This window comes from Streptomyces lavendofoliae (assembly GCF_014649735.1).
Lineage (GTDB): Bacteria > Actinomycetota > Actinomycetes > Streptomycetales > Streptomycetaceae > Streptomyces > Streptomyces lavendofoliae.
The window spans coordinates 197,713-219,082 of record NZ_BMTP01000014.1; the positions used below are offsets into that span (position 1 = coordinate 197,713).

At 74.8% G+C, this 21,370-nt stretch carries 24 protein-coding genes; 8 read left to right on the top strand and 16 right to left on the bottom strand.

The features are described from left to right. Positions 1-108 precede the first annotated feature (108 nt). Positions 109-1,398 carry an ABC transporter substrate-binding protein gene (locus IE109_RS25245; RefSeq protein WP_189553622.1) on the bottom strand — a complete coding sequence of 430 codons (1,290 nt, stop codon included), beginning with the start codon at positions 1,396-1,398 and terminating at the stop codon, positions 109-111. Beyond that, positions 1,373-1,897, bottom strand: a complete 525-nt coding sequence (locus IE109_RS25250; protein ID WP_189553623.1) for an MTB12 C-terminal domain-containing protein — start codon at positions 1,895-1,897, stop codon at positions 1,373-1,375. The genes IE109_RS25245 and IE109_RS25250 overlap by 26 nt, the downstream gene beginning before the upstream one ends. A gap of 95 nt (positions 1,898-1,992) precedes the next feature. Here IE109_RS25250 and IE109_RS25255 point away from each other — a divergent pair, with 95 nt between their 5' ends. From IE109_RS25255 to IE109_RS25265, 3 genes are read left to right on the top strand one after another with little or no spacing between them, the layout of a single operon-like run. Next, a complete protein-coding gene (locus tag IE109_RS25255) occupies positions 1,993-2,388 on the top strand; it encodes a hypothetical protein (RefSeq protein WP_189553624.1) in 396 nt (131 codons plus the stop codon). Between the two features lie 7 nt (positions 2,389-2,395). After that, positions 2,396-5,131, top strand: coding sequence for an ABC transporter permease subunit (locus IE109_RS25260; protein WP_189553625.1), 2,736 nt, complete (start codon positions 2,396-2,398; stop codon positions 5,129-5,131). Further along, on the top strand, positions 5,128-5,841 hold the full coding sequence (locus IE109_RS25265; protein WP_189553626.1) for an ABC transporter ATP-binding protein: 714 nt from the start codon (positions 5,128-5,130) through the stop codon (positions 5,839-5,841). Before IE109_RS25260 ends, IE109_RS25265 begins: the two co-directional genes overlap by 4 nt. Here the strand turns inward: IE109_RS25265 and IE109_RS25270 are convergent. Continuing rightward, complete coding sequence (locus IE109_RS25270; RefSeq protein WP_189553627.1) at positions 5,777-6,394, bottom strand: LysM peptidoglycan-binding domain-containing protein; 618 nt, start codon at positions 6,392-6,394, stop codon at positions 5,777-5,779. The genes IE109_RS25265 and IE109_RS25270 overlap by 65 nt on opposite strands. Before the next feature lie 192 nt (positions 6,395-6,586). Here IE109_RS25270 and IE109_RS25275 point away from each other — a divergent pair, with 192 nt between their 5' ends. Together IE109_RS25275 and IE109_RS25280 are read left to right on the top strand one after the other, a co-directional pair. Then, positions 6,587-7,378, top strand: coding sequence for a DUF8842 C-terminal domain-containing protein (locus IE109_RS25275; RefSeq protein ID WP_189553628.1), 792 nt, complete (start codon positions 6,587-6,589; stop codon positions 7,376-7,378). A gap of 155 nt (positions 7,379-7,533) precedes the next feature. Beyond that, positions 7,534-7,875: a hypothetical protein gene (locus tag IE109_RS25280; protein ID WP_189553629.1), complete on the top strand. Its 342-nt coding sequence runs from the start codon at positions 7,534-7,536 to the stop codon at positions 7,873-7,875. 78 nt (positions 7,876-7,953) lie between these two features. Here the strand turns inward: IE109_RS25280 and der are convergent, their stop codons facing one another. The 5 genes from der to aroH all read right to left on the bottom strand — a co-directional run bounded on the left by der (position 7,954) and on the right by aroH (position 12,369). Next, entirely contained in the window at positions 7,954-9,402 is a 1,449-nt protein-coding gene (gene der / locus IE109_RS25285) for a ribosome biogenesis GTPase Der (protein ID WP_189553630.1), read from the bottom strand. A 69-nt stretch (positions 9,403-9,471) separates the two neighbouring features. Then, positions 9,472-10,152: a lysophospholipid acyltransferase family protein gene (locus tag IE109_RS25290; protein ID WP_189553631.1), complete on the bottom strand. Its 681-nt coding sequence runs from the start codon at positions 10,150-10,152 to the stop codon at positions 9,472-9,474. Further along, positions 10,110-10,772 (bottom strand): (d)CMP kinase, encoded by a 663-nt coding sequence (gene cmk, locus IE109_RS25295; protein WP_189553672.1) that lies wholly within the window; start codon positions 10,770-10,772, stop codon positions 10,110-10,112. Before cmk ends, IE109_RS25290 begins: the two co-directional genes overlap by 43 nt. A gap of 152 nt (positions 10,773-10,924) precedes the next feature. Next, complete coding sequence (locus IE109_RS25300) at positions 10,925-12,010, bottom strand: prephenate dehydrogenase (protein ID WP_189553632.1); 1,086 nt, start codon at positions 12,008-12,010, stop codon at positions 10,925-10,927. Then, positions 12,007-12,369: a chorismate mutase gene (gene aroH, locus IE109_RS25305; RefSeq protein ID WP_189553633.1), complete on the bottom strand. Its 363-nt coding sequence runs from the start codon at positions 12,367-12,369 to the stop codon at positions 12,007-12,009. Before aroH ends, IE109_RS25300 begins: the two co-directional genes overlap by 4 nt. 164 nt (positions 12,370-12,533) lie before the next feature. On the opposite strand from aroH, the gene IE109_RS25310 reads away from it, so the two are divergent. From IE109_RS25310 to IE109_RS25320, 3 genes are read left to right on the top strand one after another with little or no spacing between them, the layout of a single operon-like run. Beyond that, a complete protein-coding gene (locus tag IE109_RS25310; RefSeq protein WP_189553634.1) occupies positions 12,534-12,866 on the top strand; it encodes a DUF952 domain-containing protein in 333 nt (110 codons plus the stop codon). A 52-nt stretch (positions 12,867-12,918) separates the two neighbouring features. Continuing rightward, positions 12,919-13,446, top strand: coding sequence for a Rieske (2Fe-2S) protein (locus tag IE109_RS25315; RefSeq protein ID WP_189553635.1), 528 nt, complete (start codon positions 12,919-12,921; stop codon positions 13,444-13,446). 10 nt (positions 13,447-13,456) lie between these two features. Further along, positions 13,457-14,203 carry a nucleotidyltransferase domain-containing protein gene (locus IE109_RS25320; protein ID WP_189553636.1) on the top strand — a complete coding sequence of 249 codons (747 nt, stop codon included), beginning with the start codon at positions 13,457-13,459 and terminating at the stop codon, positions 14,201-14,203. On the opposite strand, the gene IE109_RS25325 is transcribed toward IE109_RS25320, so the two are convergent. From IE109_RS25325 to IE109_RS25360, 8 genes are all read right to left on the bottom strand, one after another. Continuing rightward, a complete protein-coding gene (locus IE109_RS25325; protein WP_189553637.1) occupies positions 14,129-14,890 on the bottom strand; it encodes a nucleotidyltransferase domain-containing protein in 762 nt (253 codons plus the stop codon). The genes IE109_RS25320 and IE109_RS25325 overlap by 75 nt on opposite strands. A gap of 4 nt (positions 14,891-14,894) precedes the next feature. Next, positions 14,895-15,917, bottom strand: coding sequence for an ADP-ribosylglycohydrolase family protein (locus tag IE109_RS25330; protein WP_189553638.1), 1,023 nt, complete (start codon positions 15,915-15,917; stop codon positions 14,895-14,897). Then, positions 15,914-16,663, bottom strand: coding sequence for an NUDIX hydrolase (locus IE109_RS25335; RefSeq protein ID WP_189553639.1), 750 nt, complete (start codon positions 16,661-16,663; stop codon positions 15,914-15,916). Before IE109_RS25335 ends, IE109_RS25330 begins: the two co-directional genes overlap by 4 nt. A 244-nt stretch (positions 16,664-16,907) precedes the next feature. Further along, positions 16,908-18,023, bottom strand: a complete 1,116-nt coding sequence (locus IE109_RS25340; RefSeq protein ID WP_189553640.1) for a pseudouridine synthase — start codon at positions 18,021-18,023, stop codon at positions 16,908-16,910. After that, positions 18,023-18,625 carry an SMC-Scp complex subunit ScpB gene (gene scpB, locus IE109_RS25345; protein WP_189553641.1) on the bottom strand — a complete coding sequence of 201 codons (603 nt, stop codon included), beginning with the start codon at positions 18,623-18,625 and terminating at the stop codon, positions 18,023-18,025. The genes IE109_RS25340 and scpB overlap by 1 nt, the downstream gene beginning before the upstream one ends. Then, complete coding sequence (locus tag IE109_RS25350; protein ID WP_189553642.1) at positions 18,625-19,710, bottom strand: segregation and condensation protein A; 1,086 nt, start codon at positions 19,708-19,710, stop codon at positions 18,625-18,627. Before IE109_RS25350 ends, scpB begins: the two co-directional genes overlap by 1 nt. A gap of 52 nt (positions 19,711-19,762) precedes the next feature. Beyond that, the gene (locus IE109_RS25355) at positions 19,763-20,269 is read right to left on the bottom strand and encodes a hypothetical protein (RefSeq protein WP_189553643.1); all 507 of its coding nucleotides are present in this window, start codon (positions 20,267-20,269) and stop codon (positions 19,763-19,765) included. Next, on the bottom strand, positions 20,254-21,279 hold the full coding sequence (locus IE109_RS25360; RefSeq protein ID WP_373297771.1) for a ParA family protein: 1,026 nt from the start codon (positions 21,277-21,279) through the stop codon (positions 20,254-20,256). The genes IE109_RS25355 and IE109_RS25360 overlap by 16 nt, the downstream gene beginning before the upstream one ends. Between the last annotated feature and the right edge of the window lie 91 nt (positions 21,280-21,370).

Here is a 21,370-nt window from a genome sequence, read left to right on the forward strand (position 1 = left end):
GTGTGGTGCGATCGGACTCAGGTCCGTCCGGTCGCCGGCCGGTCCGCCCGGTCGTCAAAGGGCGACTGTACTTGGCTTTACGGCGGCGGCGACGGACGGCGGCGACGGTCAGGGCCGGTAGGGCAGCTGCGGCACGGTGGCGCAGTTGTCGTTCATGTCGCCGCCCTGGGTGACCCAGCCCCGGCCGTCCTGCCAGCGCGCCACGGACAGGCAGGTGTGCCGGGTCCTCGGAGGCTCGGGGAGCCGCTCGAAGCGGACGGGCAGCAGGAGACCGCCCGCGGTGTACGGCTCGGGGCGGTCGACGAACCGCTCGACGCACGCGCGCGTGAGCCCCGCCGGCGGGCAGGAGCGCGCGGCGTCCGTGAACCACTTGGCGGCGGCCCAGCCCTCCAGGGCCCACTGGGAGAGCGGTTCGCCCTTCATGGCCCGCCGGAACTCCCGTACGGCGGGGTGTGCCGTGTCGTCGTGGTTGCGGCTGGCGCCGGTCGCCCACAGGGCGTTGCGGCAGCGCGGGGCGCCCCGGTAGTCGCGGGGCACGTCCTGGTTCCAGTTCTGGACGTTGGTGACCTTGGCGGTGACGGTGGCCCCGACGGCGTCCATCGCCTCGCACAGCTGGGCGTTGCCGTGTGCGTCGAGGGCGTCGAACACGACGTCGACGCCCTGCGCGCGGAGGTCGGCGGCGACGGCACGGTAGTTGGGGAGCGCGAAGTCGACCTGCTCGGGGACGACCCGGTACCCCTCCGCCTTCAGGCCCGCGGTCACAAGCCGGGCGTACGACGCGGACGCCGCCTGGTTGTAGGAGACGACGGCCGCCGTGCGGGCGCCGAGCTCCCGCCTGAACCAGCGGTACACCTCGGTGCCGCCGGTGAGGACGCCGTTCCAGCCGGGCTCGCGCCCGGTGCGCGGGGCGGAGCTGCCGTAGATCCCGTACAGGTGCGGGTAGGTGTCGTACGCGGGGCCGAGCGGCTGGCCGCCGATGTCGGGGACGCCGGCGCGGGAGACGCGGGCGGCGCCCGCGTAGTCGAGGGCGGTGGTGGCGACCAGGGCGAGGACCCGCTCGCCGTCGACGAGTTCGCGCACGCACGCGTCGTTGCCGATGCCGCTGCCGCCGTCGTCGCAGGTGGTGACCTCCACGCGGCGCCCGCCGATGCCGCCCCGGGCGTTGAGGGCCGCGAAGAACGCCAGCGCCCCGTCCCGGGGGCCGGTGAGGGCGTCGCCGCCGACGGGGCTGGTGGCGCCGGTGATGATGCCGACGCGGACGGGCTCCCCGCCGCCGGTCGCCGGCGCGGAGGGCCGCGACGTGAAGTCGCTCTCGGGGAGGCGGCTGCCGCAGGCGGCGCTCAGCGTGAGGAGCGCCACCAGCAGGAAGGTCTCAGCAGCCCGGTACGGCCGAGGCATCGGGGCTGAGCTTCACCAGGGCGCACAGCGTCTTCACGGACACCTTCCAGGTGTCCTGCTGGTGCACGGCGGTTCCCTTGGAGTCGGGCAGGGCGGGGGTGCCCCCGACCAGCAGGTCGTAGGTGACGTCGGCGCGGTCGGCGGACGTGAAGGCCACGTCCTTGACCTTCACGGACGTCCGGGCCGCCTCCGGGCCGGCGGAGAAGGCCTGGAGCACGGGCCGCATCCGGTCGCCGTTCTCCAGCACCGCGGCCTTCTGGTCGATCGGCGTCCTGGGGTCGAAGAAGGTGGTCCAGTTCTTCCGGATCTCCTGCCGGGCCGCTGCGGGGTCGGCGGGCTGGTTCCCCTCCCGGGCCGCCGTCGCGGTGGGCGTCGGGGAGCTCTGCGGCTCGCCGCCGCCGTCGTCGCCGCAGCCGGCGGCGACCGGTACCAGTACCAGCACGGCGGCCGCGGCCAGGGCCGCGGTGCGCGGGTGCTTGCGGGGGCTCTTGTGGACCATCTGGCTCACCACCGGGTTCCGGGGTCTGTGCCTTGTTGGGCCTTCTTGGGCATAGTGCAAGGAATCGCCATACATCGCCAGCCGGAGGGTTCGGGATGCCGACGTCGCGGGTGCTGTGGTGGGGCGGGATCGTGGCCGCCGCCGCCGGCGTGGTGCTGTGCGTGCTGGGCTGGTACGGGGTGTCCGGCGAGCGCTTCGCGGAGCGGCAGGTCCCGTACCTGGCGTCCCGCACGGTGCCGGGCGCCGCCCTGCTGGTCGCCGGGGCGGTGTTGCTGGCCGGCGGCCCGCCGCGGCGGGGCCCCGGAGGCGGGGCGGTGCGGGAGCCCGGCGCGGACGACGTCCGCCCCTCCTCCTCCGGCCCGCCGGTGCGGGTGCCGGGCGGGACGCTGGCGCACCGCCCGGACTGTCCGCTGGTGGCCGGCAAGGCGGACGCGGTGCCGGCCGGGGACGCGGCGCTCGACCCGTGTCCGGTGTGCGAGCCGGAGGTCTGAGGCCCCGGTGCCCTCGCTGACGTACGACCTCGTCCTCGCCGGGCTGGCGGTGGGCAGCGCGGCGGCCCTGACCGGGATCGGGCTGATCGTCACATACCGCGCGACGGGCGTGCTGAACCTCGCGCACGGCGCGATCGCCATGGTCTGCGCGTACGTGCTGCGCGAGCTGGTGGTGGAGGCGGGCTGGCCGCTGCCGCTCGCCGCCTGCCTGACCCTGCTGGTCGTGGCGCCCGGCATCGGGCTGGTGCTGGACCGGGCGGTGTTCCGGCCGGCGGCGGTGCTGGGCCTGGACCCGGCCAGGACCCTGGTGGCGTCGATCGGCGTGTTCGTGCTGCTCGTCGGCGGCGCGACCCTGGTCTGGGGCGAGGGGGCGCGGGCGGACGCGCCGGTGCTGCTGGGCGACGACCCGTGGGCGCAGCTCACCGCGGTGCTGCTGGTGGGCGGCGCGGTCGGGGCGGTGACCCGGTGGACGCGGCTGGGGCGCGAGCTGCGGGCGGTCGTGGACAACCGGGAGCTGGCGGTGCTCAGCGGGATCGCGGCGGACCGGGTGTCGGCGGCGGGCTGGGCGTTCGGGTCGTTCACGGCGGGCCTGACGGGCGTGCTGCTGGCGCCCTACGTCCGGCTCGACCCGTACGGGCTGCCGCTGCTGGTCGTCGAGGTGATCGCGGTGGCGGTGGCCGCCAGGATGCGGAGCCTGCCGGTGGCGGTGGCGACGGCGCTGGCCATCGGTGTCGCCCAGGCGCAGCTGACCCGCCTCCACCCGGCGGGCTGGGCCGGCCCGCTGGTCCAGGCCGTCGCCACCAACCTGTTCGTCGTCGCCCTGCTGGTCGCCGCCCTGGCGCTGCCGGGGGTGGGGGCGCGGGACGTCGGGCCGCGCGCCGCCCCGGCGGGGGCGCGCGTCCCGGCCGGGCTGTGGGTGGTCGCGGGGGTGCTGTACCTGCTGCCGCTCGGCTTCGCCGGGAGCGACCTGCGGACCGCGGTCCAGGTGCCGGCGCTGGCGGTGGTCCTGCTGTCCCTGGTCGTGGTCACCGGCCGGGGCGGGCAGATCTCGCTCGGCCAGGCGGCGTACGCGGGTCTGGGGGCGCTGTTCACGGCACTGCTGGCGGCCGGACGCTTCCCGGGCCTGCCGGCCCTGGCGGAGCCGGCCGCGCTCCTGGTGGCCGTGGCGCTGGTCGCCCCGCTGGGCCTGCTCACGGGCGGGCCGGCGATCCGCCGCCACGGCCTGGCCCTGGCGCTGGCGACGCTGGCGGTGGGGGTGGCGGTGAGCCGGTTCGTCTTCGCGCAGCCGTACGCGACGGCGGGGCTGACGCTGTCGCGCCCGGCCGGCCTGGCACCGGACCGCGCGTACTACGCCGTGGAGCTCGCCGTGCTGGCGTGCGCCCTACTGCTGGTCGCCGCACTGCGCCGGGGCCGTACGGGCAGGGCGCTGGCCGCGCTGCGCGACCACGAGGCGGGCGCGCAGGCGGCGGGCGTGCGGGTCCCGGCCCTGAAGGTCCTGGCCTTCGTGGCGGGCGCCGCCCTGGCCGCGCTGGGCGGCGGCCTGCTCGGCATGGGCGTCCAGGCCTTCGACCCGGCGGCGTACGACCCGGTGCGGGGGCTGCTGTGGTTCGCCGCCGTGCTCGTGCTGGGCGCCGACAGCCTGCTGGCCCCGCTGGCCGCCGCGGCCCTGCTGGTCGGCCTCGACGCGGGCGCCCGGGGCGGCGCCGCGGCCGCCGTGATCGGGCTGCTGGCCGCCTTCACGGCGCGCGTCCCCCCGCTGGCCTCGCTCCTGCCGGGCGCCGCCGGGACCCCGCGTCGCACGCGCCCGCCCGCGCCGGTGGCCCCCGGCGCGGCCGGCCGGCCGGTGTCCGCGGCCGCGGACGCCCCCCGGCCCCCGACCGCGCCCCCGGCACCCTCGTCCGGCCCCCCGCCCGGAACCGGAACCGGCACCGGCACCGGCACCGAAACCGGCACCGACACCGGCACCACCGGTACCCGTACCGACACCGCCGCCCGCCCCGCCGGGGTCCGGGCGCTCCGCCACCGCCCGCCGGCCCGCACCGCACCGCGTCCCCCGGCGCCGCCCCGCCCCGCACGGCGGCCCGCCGCCCCCGCGCCCGTACGCGGACTGGAGGCCCACGGCCTGACCCTCCGCCACACCGGGTTCACCGCCCTCGACCGCGTCGACCTGCGCGTGGAGCCGGGCAGGGTCACCGCGCTCGTCGGGCCCAACGGGGCGGGGAAGAGCAGCCTGTTCCACTGCCTGGCCGGCACCGCCCGCCCCACCGCCGGGCGGGTCGGGCTGGACGGCACCGACATCACCCTCCGGCCCGCGCACGCCCGGGCCCGGCTCGGCATCGCCCGCACGTTCCAGGAGCCGGCCGTGTTCCCGTCGCTGACCGTCGAGGAGAACGTCCGCGTCGGCGGCGAGCAGGGCCGGGTGCGCGACGATCCGTACGCCGTCGAGCGCGCCCTGCGCCTCCTGGGTCTGACCGGCGCCCGCCACCTGCCCGCCGGCGGGCTGTCCACGGGCGCCGTGCGCCGCGTCGAGGTGGCCCGCGTCCTGGCGGGGCAGCCGCACACGCTCCTGCTCGACGAACCCGCCGCCGGGCTGGACGCGGCCGAGGCCGCCATGCTCGCCCGGGTGCTCAAGGCCCTGGCGGCGGACGGCACGGCGGTGCTGGTCGTCGAGCACGACGTGGACCTGGTCGCGGACGTCGCGGACACCGTGCACGTCATGGAGGCGGGGCGGATCGTGTCATGAGCATCGAGATCGCGCTGCGCTCCGCCCGGGTCCGCTACGGCGCCCTGGAGGCCCTCCACGGCGTCGACCTCCCGGTCCCGGCGGCCACCGTCACCGTACTGCTGGGCCGCAACGGATCGGGGCGTACGACCGTGCTGCGCGCCCTCGCCGGCACGGTGCCGCTGAGCGCCGGACGGGTCGTGTGGCGGGGCGCCGACGTGACACGGCTGCCCGCCCACCGCCGGGCGCGGCGCGGCCTGTGCTTCGTACCGGACCGCCGCGCGCTGTACGCCACGCTCACGGTCGCCGAGAATCTCGCGCTGAGCGCCCCCGGCCGGGACCCCGCGCCCGCCCTGGACGCCTACCCCGAGCTCCGCCCGCTGCTCGCCCGGCCCGCCGGCACGCTCTCCGGCGGCGAGCAGCGGATGCTCGCGCTCTCCCGCGCCCTGCTCGCGCCCGCGCGGGTCGTCCTCGTCGACGAGCCGGCGCTCGGCATGTCGCCCGTCGTCGCGGCCCGCACCCACCGCCTGCTGCGCGGTCTTTGCGACCGGTACGGCGCGGCGGTGGTGGTGGCCGAGCAGCGCCCGCCGGCGGGGCTGCCCGGCGGGTCGCCGGTGCACGAACTACGGCGCGGGACCCTGTCGTTCAGCGGCGAGCTGGCCGAGTTCACTTCCCGCGCGGCGCGGGAACGGCGGCCGCCTTCGGGGCGGGCTTCAGGCCGGGAAGGGTGAGCATCATGCCCGGCCGGATCCGGTCGGGGTCGCTGCCCACGACCTTGTGGTTCGCCTTGTACAGCGCCTTCCAGCCGCCGGGCACCTTGAAGCGCCGCGCCACGAAGGACAGCGTGTCGTCCGGCTGGACGGTGTGGGCGCGGCCGGAGAGGCCGTACTTCTTGGAGCAGACGGGCCAGGCCTTCCACCCGTGCCAGCGCAGCACCTCCTCGGCGACAGCGATCTGCTGCGGCCTGGTCGCCAGGTCGGCGCGGCGGGCGTGGGCGAGACCGCCGTACGCCTCCCAGGTGGACTGCTTGAACTGCAGCCCGCCGTAGAAGCCGTTGCCGGTGTTGAGGTTCCACCGGCCGCTGCTCTCGCAGTCCGCGACGCAGCCCCAGGGCCACTGGTCACCGGCGCAGCCGGGTGCGGACGCGGTCCGGGCCCCGGGGCCGGACGCGGGCGGGGGAGGGTGGGAGCCGGGGCCGGCCGGGGCCGCGACCGCGGCCGTCGTTCCCCAGGCGAGCAGCAGCACGGCGGGCAGCGCGCCCGGCCACAAACGGATCTTCGGCATCGGCTCACGCTAGGCGGGGCGCGGGGGCCGCCCGGCGCCGCCGCGCGGGGCGGCGGCCGGACCCCACCCGGTCGGCCGACGCACCGGGGCGCGGCCGACCCGTGACTCCGGCCGCATATCACCCGTTGAACCCTTCATGAGACGAGCCGGGAACCGCCCGGCTTCGCACGCAACGAGTCCGAGGAGCCACCCGTGCCCCGCATGCTCGACGTCAGCGAGGACGTACGCGCCGAGATCGGCGACGAAGAAGCCGACCGGCTGCTCGCCGGCGAGAACGCCCCGGGCAGCTACGACTGCACCTCCTGCCGCACCCCGGGCGACTCCGAGCAGGAGCGCACCAGCACCGTCCTGTTCGTGGGCGAGGAGACCGCCGTCCTCGCCTTCGCCCACGCCACCTGCATCCCCTCGCAGGTCGTCAAGGTCGCCGAGGAGCAGCTCCAGGGCGCCGTCCGGTCGATCACCGGCGCGGAGGCGCAGGCGGCGGCCGCCACCGCGCCCGTACCGGCCGGCGACCAGGCCGTCCTGGGCGTCACCAGCGGTCTCGTGCTGATCGACAACGAGCTGCACCCGGCTCTCGTCGTCGAGCCGACCGCGCCGATCGCGCGCCCCGGGACGACCGGCGGCGGTGACGAGTTCCTGCCGCTGCTGATCGAACAGGGCTTCCTGCCGGTGGGTGACGTCAACCAGCGGCCGAGCCCGATCGCCGGCTGGTCGGTGCTGCTCGCCATGGGTCAGCTGCACGCCATCCTCCAGCCGGGTACGGGCGGCGGCAGCCCCGTCGCCTGGTGGCAGGCCCACCAGCCGCTCCAGGTCACCGAGGGCTGGCGCGCGGCGGCGAACAAGTCGCACACGGTGCTGGTCTTCGCGGCTCCGGTCGGCTCCATCGGCCAGCAGCCGCGTGAGGACCTGCTGCGGGACGCTCTGGAGAAGGCGGCCGCGAACGGCCGGCTGGTCGCGGCGGCGATGCCGCTGGCCGGTACCTGATGCACTCGGCGGCGACGGAGGGCCGGACCGCGCAGGACCCGCAGGACCCGGCCGTACGCCCCGGTGCGCGGAGCGGGTACGCGGCGCCCCTGCCGCGCCCGGCGTTTTCCGCACCGGGGCCGCATCCGAAGGGCGGTGAGGTCGTTGGCTCATACGTGCACGCATACGAGTCTTCCCGCCAGCCGTACCAGCAGATTCCCGCCATGCGTTCCACGCAGGACGGACTGTCCGCCGCCCCGTCGGCCACGCCGATCTACGACGCGCTGTACTCCGAGTACCTGAGGTCGTTCAGGAGCCTGCCGGGCGACCGCAGCGGCGAGGAGGACCTGGGCTTCAGGGCGTTCGGTTCGTCCGGGCCGGGCGGCGGCGCGGGGTCGTACCCGACGCACCACGGCGGTTACACGAGCGGCTGGCAGCCGGTCCAGTCGATGCGCCGGGCGACCGGCTACCACCACGTACCGGCGGCACTGCCACCGGCGCCCCGCAGGGGGCTGTGACCGGCGGCGGCCACGACGGCGGGGCCGGAGCGAACGATTCGCTCCGGCCCCGCCGTCGTCATGCGCCCGGTGGGCGCGTCACTTCTTGCGACCGCGCTTCTCGCGCACCCGCACCGAGATGTGGATCGGCGTGCCCTCGAAACCGAACTCCTCGCGCAGCCGGCGCTCGACGAACCGGCGGTAGCCGTGCTCCAGGAAGCCGGACGCGAACAGCACGAACCGCGGCGGCTTGGTGCCCGCCTGCGTACCGAACAGGATGCGCGGCTGCTTGCCGCCGCGGATGGGGTGCGGGTGGGCGGCGACCAGTTCGCCGAGGAACGCGTTCAGCCGTCCGGTGGGGACGCGGGTCTCCCAGCCGGCCAGCGCCGTCTCGATCGCCGGGACGAGCCGGTCCATGTGGCGGCCGGTGCGGGCGGAGACGTTGACGCGCGGCGCCCAGGCGACCTGCTGCATCTCCGTCTCGATCTCGCGCTCCAGGTAGTAGCGCCGCTCCTCGTCGAGGTCGTCCCACTTGTTGTACGCGATGACGAGCGCGCGGCCCGCCTCCACGGCCATGGTGATGATGCGCTGGTCCTGGACCGAGATGGACTCGGTGGTGTCGATCAGGACGACGGCCACCTCCGCCTTCTCCACGGCGGCGGCGGTACGCAGCGAGGCGTAGTAGTCCGCGCCCTCCTGGAGGTGGACCTTCTTGCGGATGCCCGCGGTGTCGACGAACTTCCAGGTGGTGCCGCCCAGTTCGATCAGCTCGTCGACCGGGTCGCGGGTGGTGCCGGCCACCTCGTTGACGACCACCCGCTCCTCGCCGGCGACCTGGTTGAGCAGGGACGACTTGCCGACGTTCGGGCGGCCGATGAGCGCGATGCGGCGCGGGCCGCCGACGGCGGTGCCGAAGGTCTGCTCGGGGGCCTCGGGAAGGGCCTTGAGGACCTCGTCGAGGAGGTCGCCGGTGCCGCGGCCGTGCAGGGCCGAGACCGGGAACGGCTCGCCCAGCCCGAGCGACCAGAGCATGGAGGCGTCGGCCTCGGCCGAGGGGCCGTCGACCTTGTTGGCGGCGAGGACGACGGGTTTCCCGGCGCGGCGCAGCAGCTTGACGACGGCCTCGTCGGTGTCGGTGGCGCCCACGGTGGCGTCGACGACGAAGACGACCGCGTCGGCGGCCTCGATGGCGTACTCGGCCTGGGCGGCGACGGAGGCGTCGATGCCGAGGACGTCCTGCTCCCAGCCGCCGGTGTCGACGACCTTGAAGCGGCGGCCGGCCCACTCCGCCTCGTAGGTGACGCGGTCCCGGGTGACGCCGGGCTTGTCCTCGACGACGGCCTCGCGGCGGCCGATGATGCGGTTCACCAGGGTCGACTTGCCGACGTTCGGCCGGCCGACGACGGCGAGCACGGGGAGCGGGCCGTGCCCGGCCTCCTCGATGGCGCCCTCGACGTCCTCGATGTCGAAGCCCTCTTCGGCGGCGAGCTCCATGAACTCCGTGTACTCGGTGTCGCCGAGTGCCCCGTGGTCGTGCTGGTCGTTCATGAAGTCCGTTCCTCGTTCATCATCGTCATCGGCGGATCGAGTGATCCGCTACTCAAGACTCAGTCTCGCTCAGCGCCCGGTGAGGCGCCTGGCGTTTTCCAGGTGGGCGGTGAGCTTCTCCTGGATGCGTACGGTGGCGTCGTCCAGCGCCTTGCGGGTGCGCCGGCCGGAGCCGTCACCCGCCTCGAAGGCGTCGCCGAAGACGACGTCGACGCCGCTGCGCAGCGGGGGCAGCGCCTTTATCAACCGTCCGCGGCGGTCGGTGCTTCCCAGGACGGCGACCGGGACGATCGGGGCGCCGCTGCGCAGGGCGAAGTACGCGAGGCCCGCCCGGATGGAGGCGAAGTCGCCCGTGCCGCGGGTGCCCTCCGGGAAGATGCCGAGGACGCCGCCGGAGGTCAGGACGTCCAGGGCGCCGGTGATGGCGGTGCGGTCGGGTGCGCCGCGGTCCACCTTCACCTGGCCGATGCTCTCCAGGAAGGGGCCGAGGGGCCCCTTGAAGGCTTCCTTCTTGATCAGGAAGTGCACGGGTCGGGGCGCGGTGCCCATCAGCATGGGGCCGTCGAGATTGTGCGCGTGGTTGACGGCGAAGATCACGGGCCCGGAGGCCGGGACCCGCCAGGCGCCGAGGACGCGCGGCCTCCACAGCCCGTACATCAGCCCGATGCCGATGCCCCGGCCGACGGAGGCGCCCTGGGGGGATGGGGTCACGCGGCGGCCCGCTTCTCCTCGACGAGCGTGACGACGCACTCGATGACCTGCTGGAGGGTGAGCTGGGTGGTGTCGACCTCGACGGCGTCGTCCGCCTTGGCGAGCGGCGACGTCTTGCGGCTGGAGTCGGCCGCGTCCCGCTTGATCAGGGCCTCGCGGGTGGCGTGGACGTCGGCGCCCTTCAGCTCGCCGGATCGGCGGGCGGCGCGGGCCTCGGGGGACGCGGTGAGGAAGATCTTGAGGTCGGCGTCCGGCAGGACGGTGGTGCCGATGTCCCGCCCCTCGACGACGATGCCGTGCTCGGCGCTCGCGGCGATGGACCGCTGGAGCTCGGTGATCCGCGTCCGCACCTCCGGCACGGCGCTGACGGCGCTGACCTTGGAGGTGACCTCCTGGGTGCGGATGGGGCCGGAGGCGTCCACGCCGTCGACGGTGATCGTCGGGTGGGAGGGGTCGGTCCCGGAGACGATGGTGGGCTTCCCGGCGGCGGAGGCCACGACGTCGGCGTCGTCGACGTCGACCCCGTTGGTGATCATCCACCAGGTGATCGCCCGGTACTGGGCGCCGGTGTCCAGGTAGCTGAGCCCCAGCTTGGCGGCGACCGCCTTGGAGGTGCTCGACTTGCCCGTGCCGGAGGGCCCGTCGATGGCGACGATCACGGATTCCACGGTGTCGGACACCTTCCTGGTACGCGGGAGAGGGCCGGCCGATTGCGAGGGGCCCCGCACAAGGTTACCGACTGCTGCCGCCACCCCTTGCACCCATTCGGGCTACGCCCCCCGGCCCGGCCGTCCCGTGGGCCCCCCGGCCCCTACTGGCGCAGCGCCCAGCCCCGCTCTCGCAGGGCGGCGGCCAGTACCGGGGCGGAGGCGGGCTCCACCATCAGCTGGACGAGACCGGCCTGCTGGCCCGTGGCGTGCTCGATGCGGACGTCCTCCACGTTGACACCCGCCCGGCTGGCGTCCGCGAAGATGCGGGCGAGCTCGCCGGGCCGGTCGCTGAGGAGGACGGCGACCGTCTCGTAGGCGACCGGGCCGCCGCCGTGCTTGCCGGGGACGCGGGCGCGCCCGGCGTTGCCCCGGCGCAGGACGTCCTCGACGCCCGTGGCGCCGTCGCGGCGTTCGTGTTCGTCGGCGGACTGCAGCGACCGCAGCGACCGGACCGTCTCGTCCAGGTCGGCGGCCACCCCGGCGAGGACGTCCGCGACGGGGCCGGGGTTCGCCGACAGGATCTCGATCCACATGCGCGGGTCGGAGGCCGCGATGCGGGTCACGTCCCGGATGCCCTGGCCGCACAGCCGTACCGCCGTCTCGTCGGCGTCCGCCAGCCGCGCGGCGACCATCGACGACACCAGCTGCGGGGTGTGCGACACCAGCGCGACCGCCCGGTCGTGGGTCTCCGCGTCCATCACGACCGGGACCGCCCGGCACAGGGCGACCAGTTCCAGGGCGAGGTTCAGCACCTCGGTGTCGGTGTCCCGGGTGGGGGTCAGCACCCAGGGGCGGCCCTCGAACAGGTCGGCCGTCGCGGCCAGCGGACCCGAGCGCTCCTTGCCGGACATCGGGTGCGTACCGATGTACGCGGAGAGGTCCAGGCCCATCGCCTCCAGCTCCCGCTGGGGCCCGCCCTTGACGCTGGCGACGTCCAGGTAGCCGCGGGCGATCCCGCCGCGCAGGGCGTCGGCGAGGGTGGCGGCGACGTACGCGGGCGGTACGGCGACGACGGCGAGGTCGACGGGGCCCTCGGGCGGCTCCTCCGTGCCGGCCCCGCGTGCGGCGGCGGTGCGGGCCCGGTCCGGGTCGTGGTCGACGAGGTGGACGGTGACACCGCGCGCGGTCAGCGCGAGGGCGGCCGAGGTGCCGATCAGCCCGGTTCCGATGACGACGGCGGTTCTCACTGGGCGATGTCCTTGCGGAGGGCGGCCGCGGCGCCGAGGTAGACGTGCGCGACGGCGGACTTGGGGAGGTCGGTCTCGACGTGGGCGAGCAGGCGCACGACACGCGGCATCGCGCCGGCGACGTCCAGCTCCTGCGCGCAGATCAGCGGTACGTCCACGATGCCCAGCTCGCGCACCGCCGCGGCGGGGAAGTCGCTGTGCAGGTCCGGCGTGGCGGTGAACCAGACGCTGATGAGGTCGTCGGGGACGAGGTCGTTGCGCTCCAGGACGGCGGTGAGCAGCTCGCCCACCCGGTCGCGCATGTGCCCGGCGTCGTCCCGCTCCATCTGGACGGCCCCTCGGACCGCTCGTACCGCCACGTCCCGCTCCTTCACCTGGTGCCTTGTGCTGTCGGTCAGCCTAGTCAGCCCGGCCGCCGGCGCCCGATCCGTCCGGCATGCAGACGCCGGACCGACGGGCGCCCGGCCTGCGGAACGGGGGGCGGTCCGTCCGGGGAGGGGTCTGTCCGGGTAGAACTGTCGCCATGCTTCTTCACATCGCGCCGGCCGCCGAGTGGGCCGGTCCGGGGGTCCCCCACCGGCCCGCCTCCCTGGCCTCGGAGGGGTTCGTGCACTGCTCCCCCGACGAGGAGACGGCGCTGGCCGTGGCCGACGCCCACTACCGGGACGTGCCGGGGCCGCTGCTGCTGCTGGACCTCGACGAGGCGCGGCTCACCGCGGAGGTCCGCTGGGAGGGCTCGGGCGGCCGGCTCTTCCCGCACGTGTACGGTCCGCTGGACCCGGCCGCCGTCACGGGCGTGCGGGAGGTCCGCCGCGATGCGGCCGGCCGTGTCACGGGGCTCGCCCCCTGGGCTTAACCGGCAGCGCGGTGGCTTCGCACCGGGGCCGTACGGCGCCAGGATGCCGCCCATGAGTCCAGCTCCCACCCCCCGCCGTACCGTGCTCCGGGCCGCCGGCACCGCCACGCTCGCCCTGGCGGCCGGCTGCGGCGACGGCGCGGGCGACGCCCCGCCGCCCACCACCGGTCCCGTGCCCCCGACCGACCCGGCGACCGGCTCCGCGACCGGCCCCGCCTCCTCGGCCTCCGTGCCGACGGATTCCGCGTCGGCCTCCGTGCCGGCGGATTCGGCCTCCACGTCCGCGCCCGCCGCCGGGGAGCTGGCCAGGACGTCCGACATCCCGTCCGGCGGCGGAGCGGTCCTCAAGGAGCGGAAGGTCGTCGTGACACAGCCCCGGGAGGGCGAGTTCATGGCCTTCTCCGCGGTCTGCACCCACCAGGGGTGCGTCGTCGCCACGGTGGAGGACGGCACGATCAACTGTGCCTGCCACGGAAGCCGCTTCCGCATCGCGGACGGCTCCGTGGCGCGCGGCCCGGCCACCCGCCCGCTGCCCGCCGAGCGGATCACCGTGACGGGGGACACCATCCGTCTGGCATAGGGTCGGGCGCATGCCGACCCCCGACGAACTGGTGCGCGACCACACGATCTACTCCTGTGTCATGGGGTCGCGCGCCTTTGGGCTGGCCACCGACGACAGCGATACCGACCGGCGGGGTGTGTTCCTGGCCCCCACCGCGCTCCAGTGGCGTTTCGACAAGCCGCCCACGCACATCGAGGGCCCGGCCGAGGAACAGTTCAGCTGGGAGCTGGAGCGGTTCTGCGAGCTGGCCCTGCGCGCCAACCCCACCGTCCTGGAGTGCCTGCACTCCCCGCTCGTCGAGCGCGTCGACGACACCGGCCGCGAACTGCTGGCCCTGCGCTCCGCGTTCCTCTCCCGCGAGGCCCACCGCACCTTCGTCCGGTATGCGACCGGTCAGCGCCGGAAGCTGGACGCGGACGTCCGCCGGTACGGCGCGCCCCGCTGGAAGCACGCCATGCACCTGCTGCGCCTGCTCGGGAGCTGCCGGGACCTGCTGCGCACCGGCGAGCTGGTGATCCACGTCGGCGACGGCCGCGAGCGGCTGCTGGCGGTCAAGCGGGGCGAGGTGCCGTGGCCACGGGTGGAGGCGTGGATGGTCCGCCTCGCCGGCGAGGCGGACGAGGCGGTCGCCGGCTCCCCGCTGCCGCCTGGGCCGGACCGGCGGGCGGTCGAGGACTTCCTGTTCCGTACGCGGCGGGCGTCAGCCCTCCAGCCTCACCCGTACGACGAAGTCGTGCAGGGCGTCGTGGGTGGCGGGGGCGGGGGCGTCCGGTAGCGCGGACGCCGCCTGCGCCTCGTCCAGGACGGTGTGCAGGGCCTCCACGTCCGCCCGCACCCGCCCGGTGTCCACGCCGGTGGCCGCCCCGTGCTCGGCGTCGGCCTTGGCGGCGATGAGTTCCGCCACGTACTCCGGTGCCGGGACGGAGCCGAGCAGGGTCGGCAGGTGGGCCACGACCTCCCCGGTGCGCATCAGGTGGATGCCGGTGAGCAGCACGCGGAAGGTGTAGAGCAGCGGCTTGAGCTCCCCGCTCCGCTCGAACAGCCGCCACTGGGTGGCGGCGAAACCCCGGTAGTGGTGGGCGTGGTGGGTGGTGAGCACACCGGGCGCGAGGGCGGCCAGCTCGGTGTGCGCGCCGGTGGTGTGGGCGACCAGCGGCGACAGCAGCTGTTCCAGCACGTAGCCGTTGCGCCGCAGCATCAGGCGCACGAACTTGCGCAGGTCGTGCGTGACCAGGTCCATCTCGACCCCGTCCCGCTCCCACATGCGGGAGCGGGTCTCCTCGGGCTCGCGCAGCCCGATCAGCGCGTCCACCGGCAGCAGGTGCACCCCGCGTACGTCCACGTCCGAGTCGCGGGACGGGAAACCGTACAGGTGCGCGCCGGAGACGGTGGCGAACAGCAGCCGGTCGGGCTGTGCGGCGACGACGGAGGCCAGGTCGGGGAGCTCCAGGAGTTCGGTCATGGACCTAAGCGTCCCAGAGAGCCCCCAGCGTCAGAAGCTCGCTGCCGTACTCGATGCGGTCCGCCCACTCCTTCGGCCACGCCCCGGCGCCCAGATGGGCCCCGGCGAACGCTCCGGTGAGGCAGGCGAGGGAGTCGGAGTCGCCCTTGGTGCAGGCGGCGCGGCGCAGGGCGGTGAGCGGCTCCCCGGGGAACTGCAGGAAGCACAGCAGCGCGGTGGTCAGCGCCTCCTCGGCGACCCAGCCCTCGCCGGTGAGCAGGCACGGGTCGGTCTCCGGGTCGGCCGTGCGCAGCGCCGTGTCCAGCCTGCTCAGGGCGTCCGCGCACTCGTCCCAGCCCCGCTGGATGAACGCCTGGGGCGACGCGTCGTGGGAGTACGTCCACAGGTCGCCGAGCCACTGCTCGCGGTAGCGGGAGCGGTTGTCGTACGCGTAGGAGCGCAGGCGCCCGACCAGGCCGAGCGGTTCGGCGCCCCGGGTGAGCAGGTGGACGGCCTGGGCGGTGAGGTCGGAGGCGGCCAGGGCGGTGGGGTGGCCGTGGGTGAGGGCGGCCTGGAGCTGGGCGGCGCCGGCGCGCTGCTCCTGGCTGAGGCCCGGTACGAGGCCGAGGGGGGCGACCCGCATGTTGGCGCCGCAGCCCTTGGAGCCGATCCGGCTGGCCTGCTGCCAGGGGCGGTCGCCGTCGAGCTTCTCGCACGCGACCAGGCAGGTGCGGCCGGGCGCCCGGTTGTTCTCGGGCGAGTGGTACCAGGCGACGAACTCGTCGCGCAGCGGGCGGGTGAGCCACTGCGGGGCGAGCGCGCCGCGTGCGAGGGCGGTGCGGACGGCGCGGGCGACGGCGAGGGTCATCTGGGTGTCGTCGGTGACGAAGGCGGGTGTGGGCAGCGTCATCGCCCGCCAGGGCCCGCACTTGGCGAGGATGGCCGGGACGTCGTTGAACTCGGTGGGGAAGCCCAGCGCGTCGCCGAGCGCGAGCCCGATGAGCGAGCCGGTGGCCGCCTGCTTGGTGATGGTCCTGGACGTGATCATTTCTGTCGTCCCTCCGGTCGCAGCAGTGGCGGGTGCAGGGCCGTGGCCTGGCCCGCCCGGTACAGAGCGGCCGGTTTCCCCCGTCCGCCGGTGAGGCGCGGCGGTCCTTCCACGGCCTGGACGAAGCCGGGTGTGGCGAGGACCTTGCGCCGGAAGTTGGGGCGGTCGAGTTCGACGCCCCACACCGTCTCGTACACCTGCCGCAGCTCGCCGAGGGTGAACTCGGGCGGGCAGAAGGCGGTGGCGAGGCAGGTGTACTCGAGCTTGGCGCCGACGCGCTCGTGGGCGTCGGCGAGGATCGTGTCGTGGTCGAAGGCGAGGGGCCCGTACGACCCGTAGGGCAGCCACTGGGCGTGTGCCGCGTCGCCGCCGCCGCGCGGTTCCGGCAGGTCCGGTACGAGTGCGGTGTACGCGACCGAGACGACCCGCATCCGGGGGTCGCGGTCGGGGTCGCTGTAGGTGCGCAGTTGTTCCAGGTGCAGGTGGGCGACGGTGGCGTCGGACAGGCCGGTCTCCTCGGCGAGTTCGCGGCGGGCCGCCAGGCCGGCCGACTCGCGGGGCAGGACGAAGCCCCCTGGCAGGGCCCACGCGCCCCGGTAGGGCTCCTGCCCCCGCTGGACCAGGAGCACCTGGAGCCGCTCCTCGCGGACGGTGAAGACGGCGAGGTCGACGGTGACGGCGAAGGGCTCGAAGGCGCGCGGGTCGTAGCCGTCCGGGCGCCGGGGTCCGGGGCGGGGGGCGCTCATGCCCGCCGCCCCTTGGTGCGGGTCCCCATCACCTCCGCCGCGCGGGCGTCGGGGCCTGGTCCACCCCCGTGGGGCCGGATCCGCCGGCCCGGCGCGGCGGAGGTGATGAAGACGGTCCTGTCGGCGACGTGCACGCCATCCCCCTTTAAGAGTCACCCTGACTATAAAGCTGGACGCGGGTGTCCCACAAGCGCGAAAGCCCGCGGCCTTCGCGGGCCGCGGGCTTTCGTACCGGTACGGGCTGTTACAGACCGACTTCCTTCATCAGCATGCCGACCTCGGTGTTCGTCAGGCGGCGCAGCCAGCCCGACTTCTGGTCGCCGAGCTGGATCGGGCCGAAGGCGGTCCGCACCAGCTTCTCGACCGGGAATCCGGCCTCGGCGAGCATGCGGCGCACGATGTGCTTGCGGCCCTCGTGGAGCTGCACCTCGACCAGGTAGTTCTTGCCGGTCTGCTCGACCACCCGGAAGTGGTCGGCGCGGGCGTAGCCGTCCTCCAGCTGGATGCCCTCCTTGAGCCGCTTGCCCACCTCGCGCGGGAGCGGGCCGGTGATGGCGGCCAGGTAGGTCTTCTTCACGCCGTACTTCGGGTGCGTGAGGCGGTGGGCCAGCTCACCGTGGTTGGTGAGCAGGATGATGCCCTCGGTCTCGGTGTCGAGACGCCCGACGTGGAAGAGCCGGGTCTCTCGGTTGGTGACGTAGTCGCCCAGGCACTGGCGGCCGTCCGGGTCCTCCATCGTGGAGACGACACCGGCGGGCTTGTTCAGCGCGAAGAAGAGGTACGACTGGGTCGCCACGGTCAGGCCGTCGACCTTGATCTCGTCCTTCTCCGGGTCGACCCGGGTGCCCTGCTCGATGACGATCTTGCCGTTCACCTCGACCCGGCCGGCGTCGATCATCTCCTCGCAGGCGCGCCGCGACCCCATGCCGGCGCGGGCGAGCACCTTCTGGAGCCGCTCCCCCTCCGGCTCGCCGAACGTCTTGGGCGTCGTGATCTGCGGCTTGTTCGCGTACCGCTCGCGGTTGCGCTCCTCGATCCGGGCGTCCAGCTCGCGCGGACGCGCCGGGGTCGTGCGGCCGCCCCCGCGCTGGGGGGACTGCCGGGGGCCGCCCTTGGCGCCGCCCCGGGCCGCGGCGCCGCGCCCGCGCTTGGGGCCGCCCTCGCCGGGGGCGCCCACGTCGTAGCTGCGCTCCTCGGGGCGGGGGCGGCGCGGGTTGCCGCCGCCCTGCCTGCGGTCGTCGCGGCTGTTACCGGCACCCCGGTGATCGCCGCGGCCGCCGCTGCTGCCGCGGCCGCCGCTGTTGCCACCACGGCTCCCGCCGTTGTTTCCGCTGCTGTTCCTGCCGCTGCTGCTTCGCATCAAAGTTCCGTCTTGTCGTCTGCGTGCTCGGAGTCCGGAGCGTCCGGATCGAACGACGGGACCCCTTCCCGGGACTCCGCCTCGACCGCGTCCGCCTCGGGGAGGAAGGGCGCGAGCTCGGGGAGCTCGTCCAGGCCGCGCAGGCCCATCCGCTCCAGGAAGTAGTTCGTCGTCCTGTACAGGATCGCACCTGTTTCGGGTTCCGCGCCCGCCTCCTCGACCAGACCGCGCTGGAGGAGGGTGCGCATGACCCCGTCGCAGTTCACCCCGCGCACCGCCGAGACCCTCGACCGGCTGACCGGCTGGCGGTACGCGACGACCGCGAGCGTCTCCAGCGCGGCCTGGGTGAGCCGGGCCTGCTGCCCGTCGAGGACGAAGCTCTCGACGGCCTCCGCGTACTCGGGCCGCGTGTAGAACCGCCATCCGCCGGCGACGAGCCGCAGCTCGAAGCCGCGCCTCTGCACGTCGTACTCGTCGGCCAGCTCCCGCAGCGCGTCGGCCACCTCGCGCCGGGGACGGTCCAGCACCTTGGCGAGGTGCTCCTCCGTGGCCGGCTCGTCGACGACCATGAGGACGGCCTCCAGGGCCGGCTTCAGCTCCATCACGACTCCTCCTGGTCGAACTCGTCCGTCACCGCGACGTCCTCCGCCCCGGTCCACCTCACCATGAGCCGGCCCAGCGCCTCCTCCTGGTCGAGGGCGACGGCCTTCTCCCGGTACAGCTCCAGCAGGGCCAGGAACCTGGCGACGACCGTGAGCGTGTCCGGGGCGTCCTCGGCCAGCTCCAGGAAGCTCGCCTCGCCGCGCTCCTTCAGCCGGGCGACGACCACCCCGGCCTGTTCCTGGACGCTGACCAGCGGGGCGTGGATGTGCTCGACGTACACCTGCGGCTTCGCCCTGGGCCGCATGGCCTTCACGGCCAGCGCGGCGAACCCCTCCGCGCCGATGCTGATGACGACGTCGGGCAGCAGCTCGGCGTGGTGCGGTTCGAGGCCGACCGTACGGGGGTGACGCCGCCCCTCGCTGTCCAGCCGCTCGCTGAAGATGTCGGCGACCCGCTTGTACGCGCGGTACTGCAACAGCCGGGCGAAGAGCAGGTCCCGCGCCTCCAGGAGCGCGAGGTCCGCCTCGTCCTCCACCTCGGCGGCGGGCAGCAGCCGCGCGGCCTTCAGGTCGAGCAGGGTGGCCGCGACGACGAGGAACTCGGTGGTCTGGTCCAGGTCCCAGTCGGGCCCCATGGCGCGGATGTGCGCCATGAACTCGTCGGTGACCTTCGACAGGGCGACCTCGGTGACGTCCAGCTTGTGCCGGGAGATCAGCTGGAGCAGCAGGTCGAAGGGCCCCTCGAAGTTCGCCAGCCGGACGGTGAACCTCCCGCCGGAATCCTTGGCGTCCCCGGCGTCCCCGGCGTCCCCGGCGTTCCCGGTGTCCCCCGTGTCCCCCGCGGTCTCCCGGCCGGGCGCCGGCCCGTCGGCGGGCCCGAGGAGGGGCGCCGATGGCGCGGCGGCGTCGTCCGGCGCGGCGGGGCCGGCCGTGGCCGGCGCTTCCGGCGGGACGGGAGAGCCGGAATCGTCCGGCGGTACGGGAGCGTCCGGCACCGGGGCGTGAAGGGGGGCCTCCGGCCGTGCGGCGCCCGGGCCACGCCCGAGGGCACGGCGGCGGGGCGAGGAGGCGTCGGTCGGGGGCATCGTGGTCCTGGGGGCGGGGCGAGGAACGGGCGGCGGCCCGCGCAGGCTACCGTCAGCGCCCGCGCAGGCGCCGCACCAGGATGCTCGCGTCGCCCCGCGACTCCAGGTCGGCCAGCACCACGGCGACCGCCTCGCGGACGATGCGCCCGCGGTCGACGGCCAGACCGTGCTCGCCGCGCAGGACCAGGCGCGCGTGCTCCAGGTCCATCAGCTCCTCGGCGGAGACGTACACCGTGATCTTCTCGTCGTGCCGCTCACGCCCGCTGGGGCGCCGGTTCGCCGCGCGCCCCCGGCGCCGGGCCGGGGCGGTCGGCTGGCCCGCCTTCGCGGACGACTCCGCCTCGCGGCTGCGGGGCTCCGCGGTGTCCGCCCCGGCGGCCGCGTGCTCCTCGGGGGCCGGGGCGGGGGAGGACACCGCCGCCCCCGGGTCGCTCTCGCCCGCCGGCGCCGGCACCCGCGGCTCGCCGTTCTGACGGCGCGGGGTCGACGACTGGAGCGCCATCCCCCCTGTCGTACGGAACAACTCGTCGGCACCGGGCAGACTCACTCGGCGTGACACCGGGCGAGCACCTCCCTGGCGAGCTGGCGGTAGGCGGCCGCACCGACCGAGTTCGAGGCGTACGTGGTGATCGGCTCGCCCGCGACCGTGGTCTCCGGGAAGCGCACGGTCCGGCCGATCACCGTGTGGTACACGTGGTCGTCGAAGGCCTCGACGACCCGCGCGAGGACCTCCCGGCTGTGCACCGTGCGCGAGTCGTACATGGTGGCGAGGATGCCGTCGAGCTCCAGCTCGGGGTTGAGCCGCTCCTGGACCTTCTCGATGGTCTCGGTGAGCAGCGCGACGCCACGCAGCGCGAAGAACTCGCACTCCAGCGGCACTATCACCTTGTGAGCCGCCGTCAGCGCGTTCACGGTCAGCAGACCGAGCGAGGGCTGACAGTCGATCACGATGTAGTCGTAGTCGTTGAGCAGCGGCTTGAGCGCCCGCTGGAGCGTCGACTCGCGCGCGACCTCGCTCACCAGCTGCACTTCGGCGGCTGACAAATCGATATTGCTGGGGAGCAGGTCCATGTTGGGCACGGCGGTCTTCAGCAGGACCTCGTCCGCCGACATGCCCCGCTCCATGAGCAGGTTGTAGACGGTGAGGTCCAGCTCCATCGGGTTCACGCCGAGGCCGACCGACAGGGCTCCCTGCGGGTCGAAGTCGACGAGCAGGACCCGGCGTCCGTACTCCGCGAGCGCGGCGCCCAGGTTGATGGTCGACGTCGTCTTGCCCACGCCGCCCTTCTGGTTGCACATCGCGATGATCTTCGCGGGACCGTGGTCGGTCAGCGGTCCGGGGATCGGGAAGTACGGCAGGGGCCGTCCGGTGGGGCCGATCCGCTCGCGGCGCTGGCGGGCAGCGTCGGGCGCGAGGGTGGCCGCGTACTCCGGATCGGGCTCGTACTCGGCGTCAGGGTCGTAGAAGTGCCCCTCGGGGACTTCGTCGTAGGCGGCGAAGTGGGCGGACTCTCGGCCACTCTCGTTGCCGGCCATGGCGTTCACGTGTTGGCCGTCCATCATCTTCATCGTGTGGGCTGTCGTCCTGTGCTGCTGGCCGCCCGCGAAGGTTCGGACAGCGACCGAGCCGGCGTCGCCGACCGTTCCCGGTTGACCACCC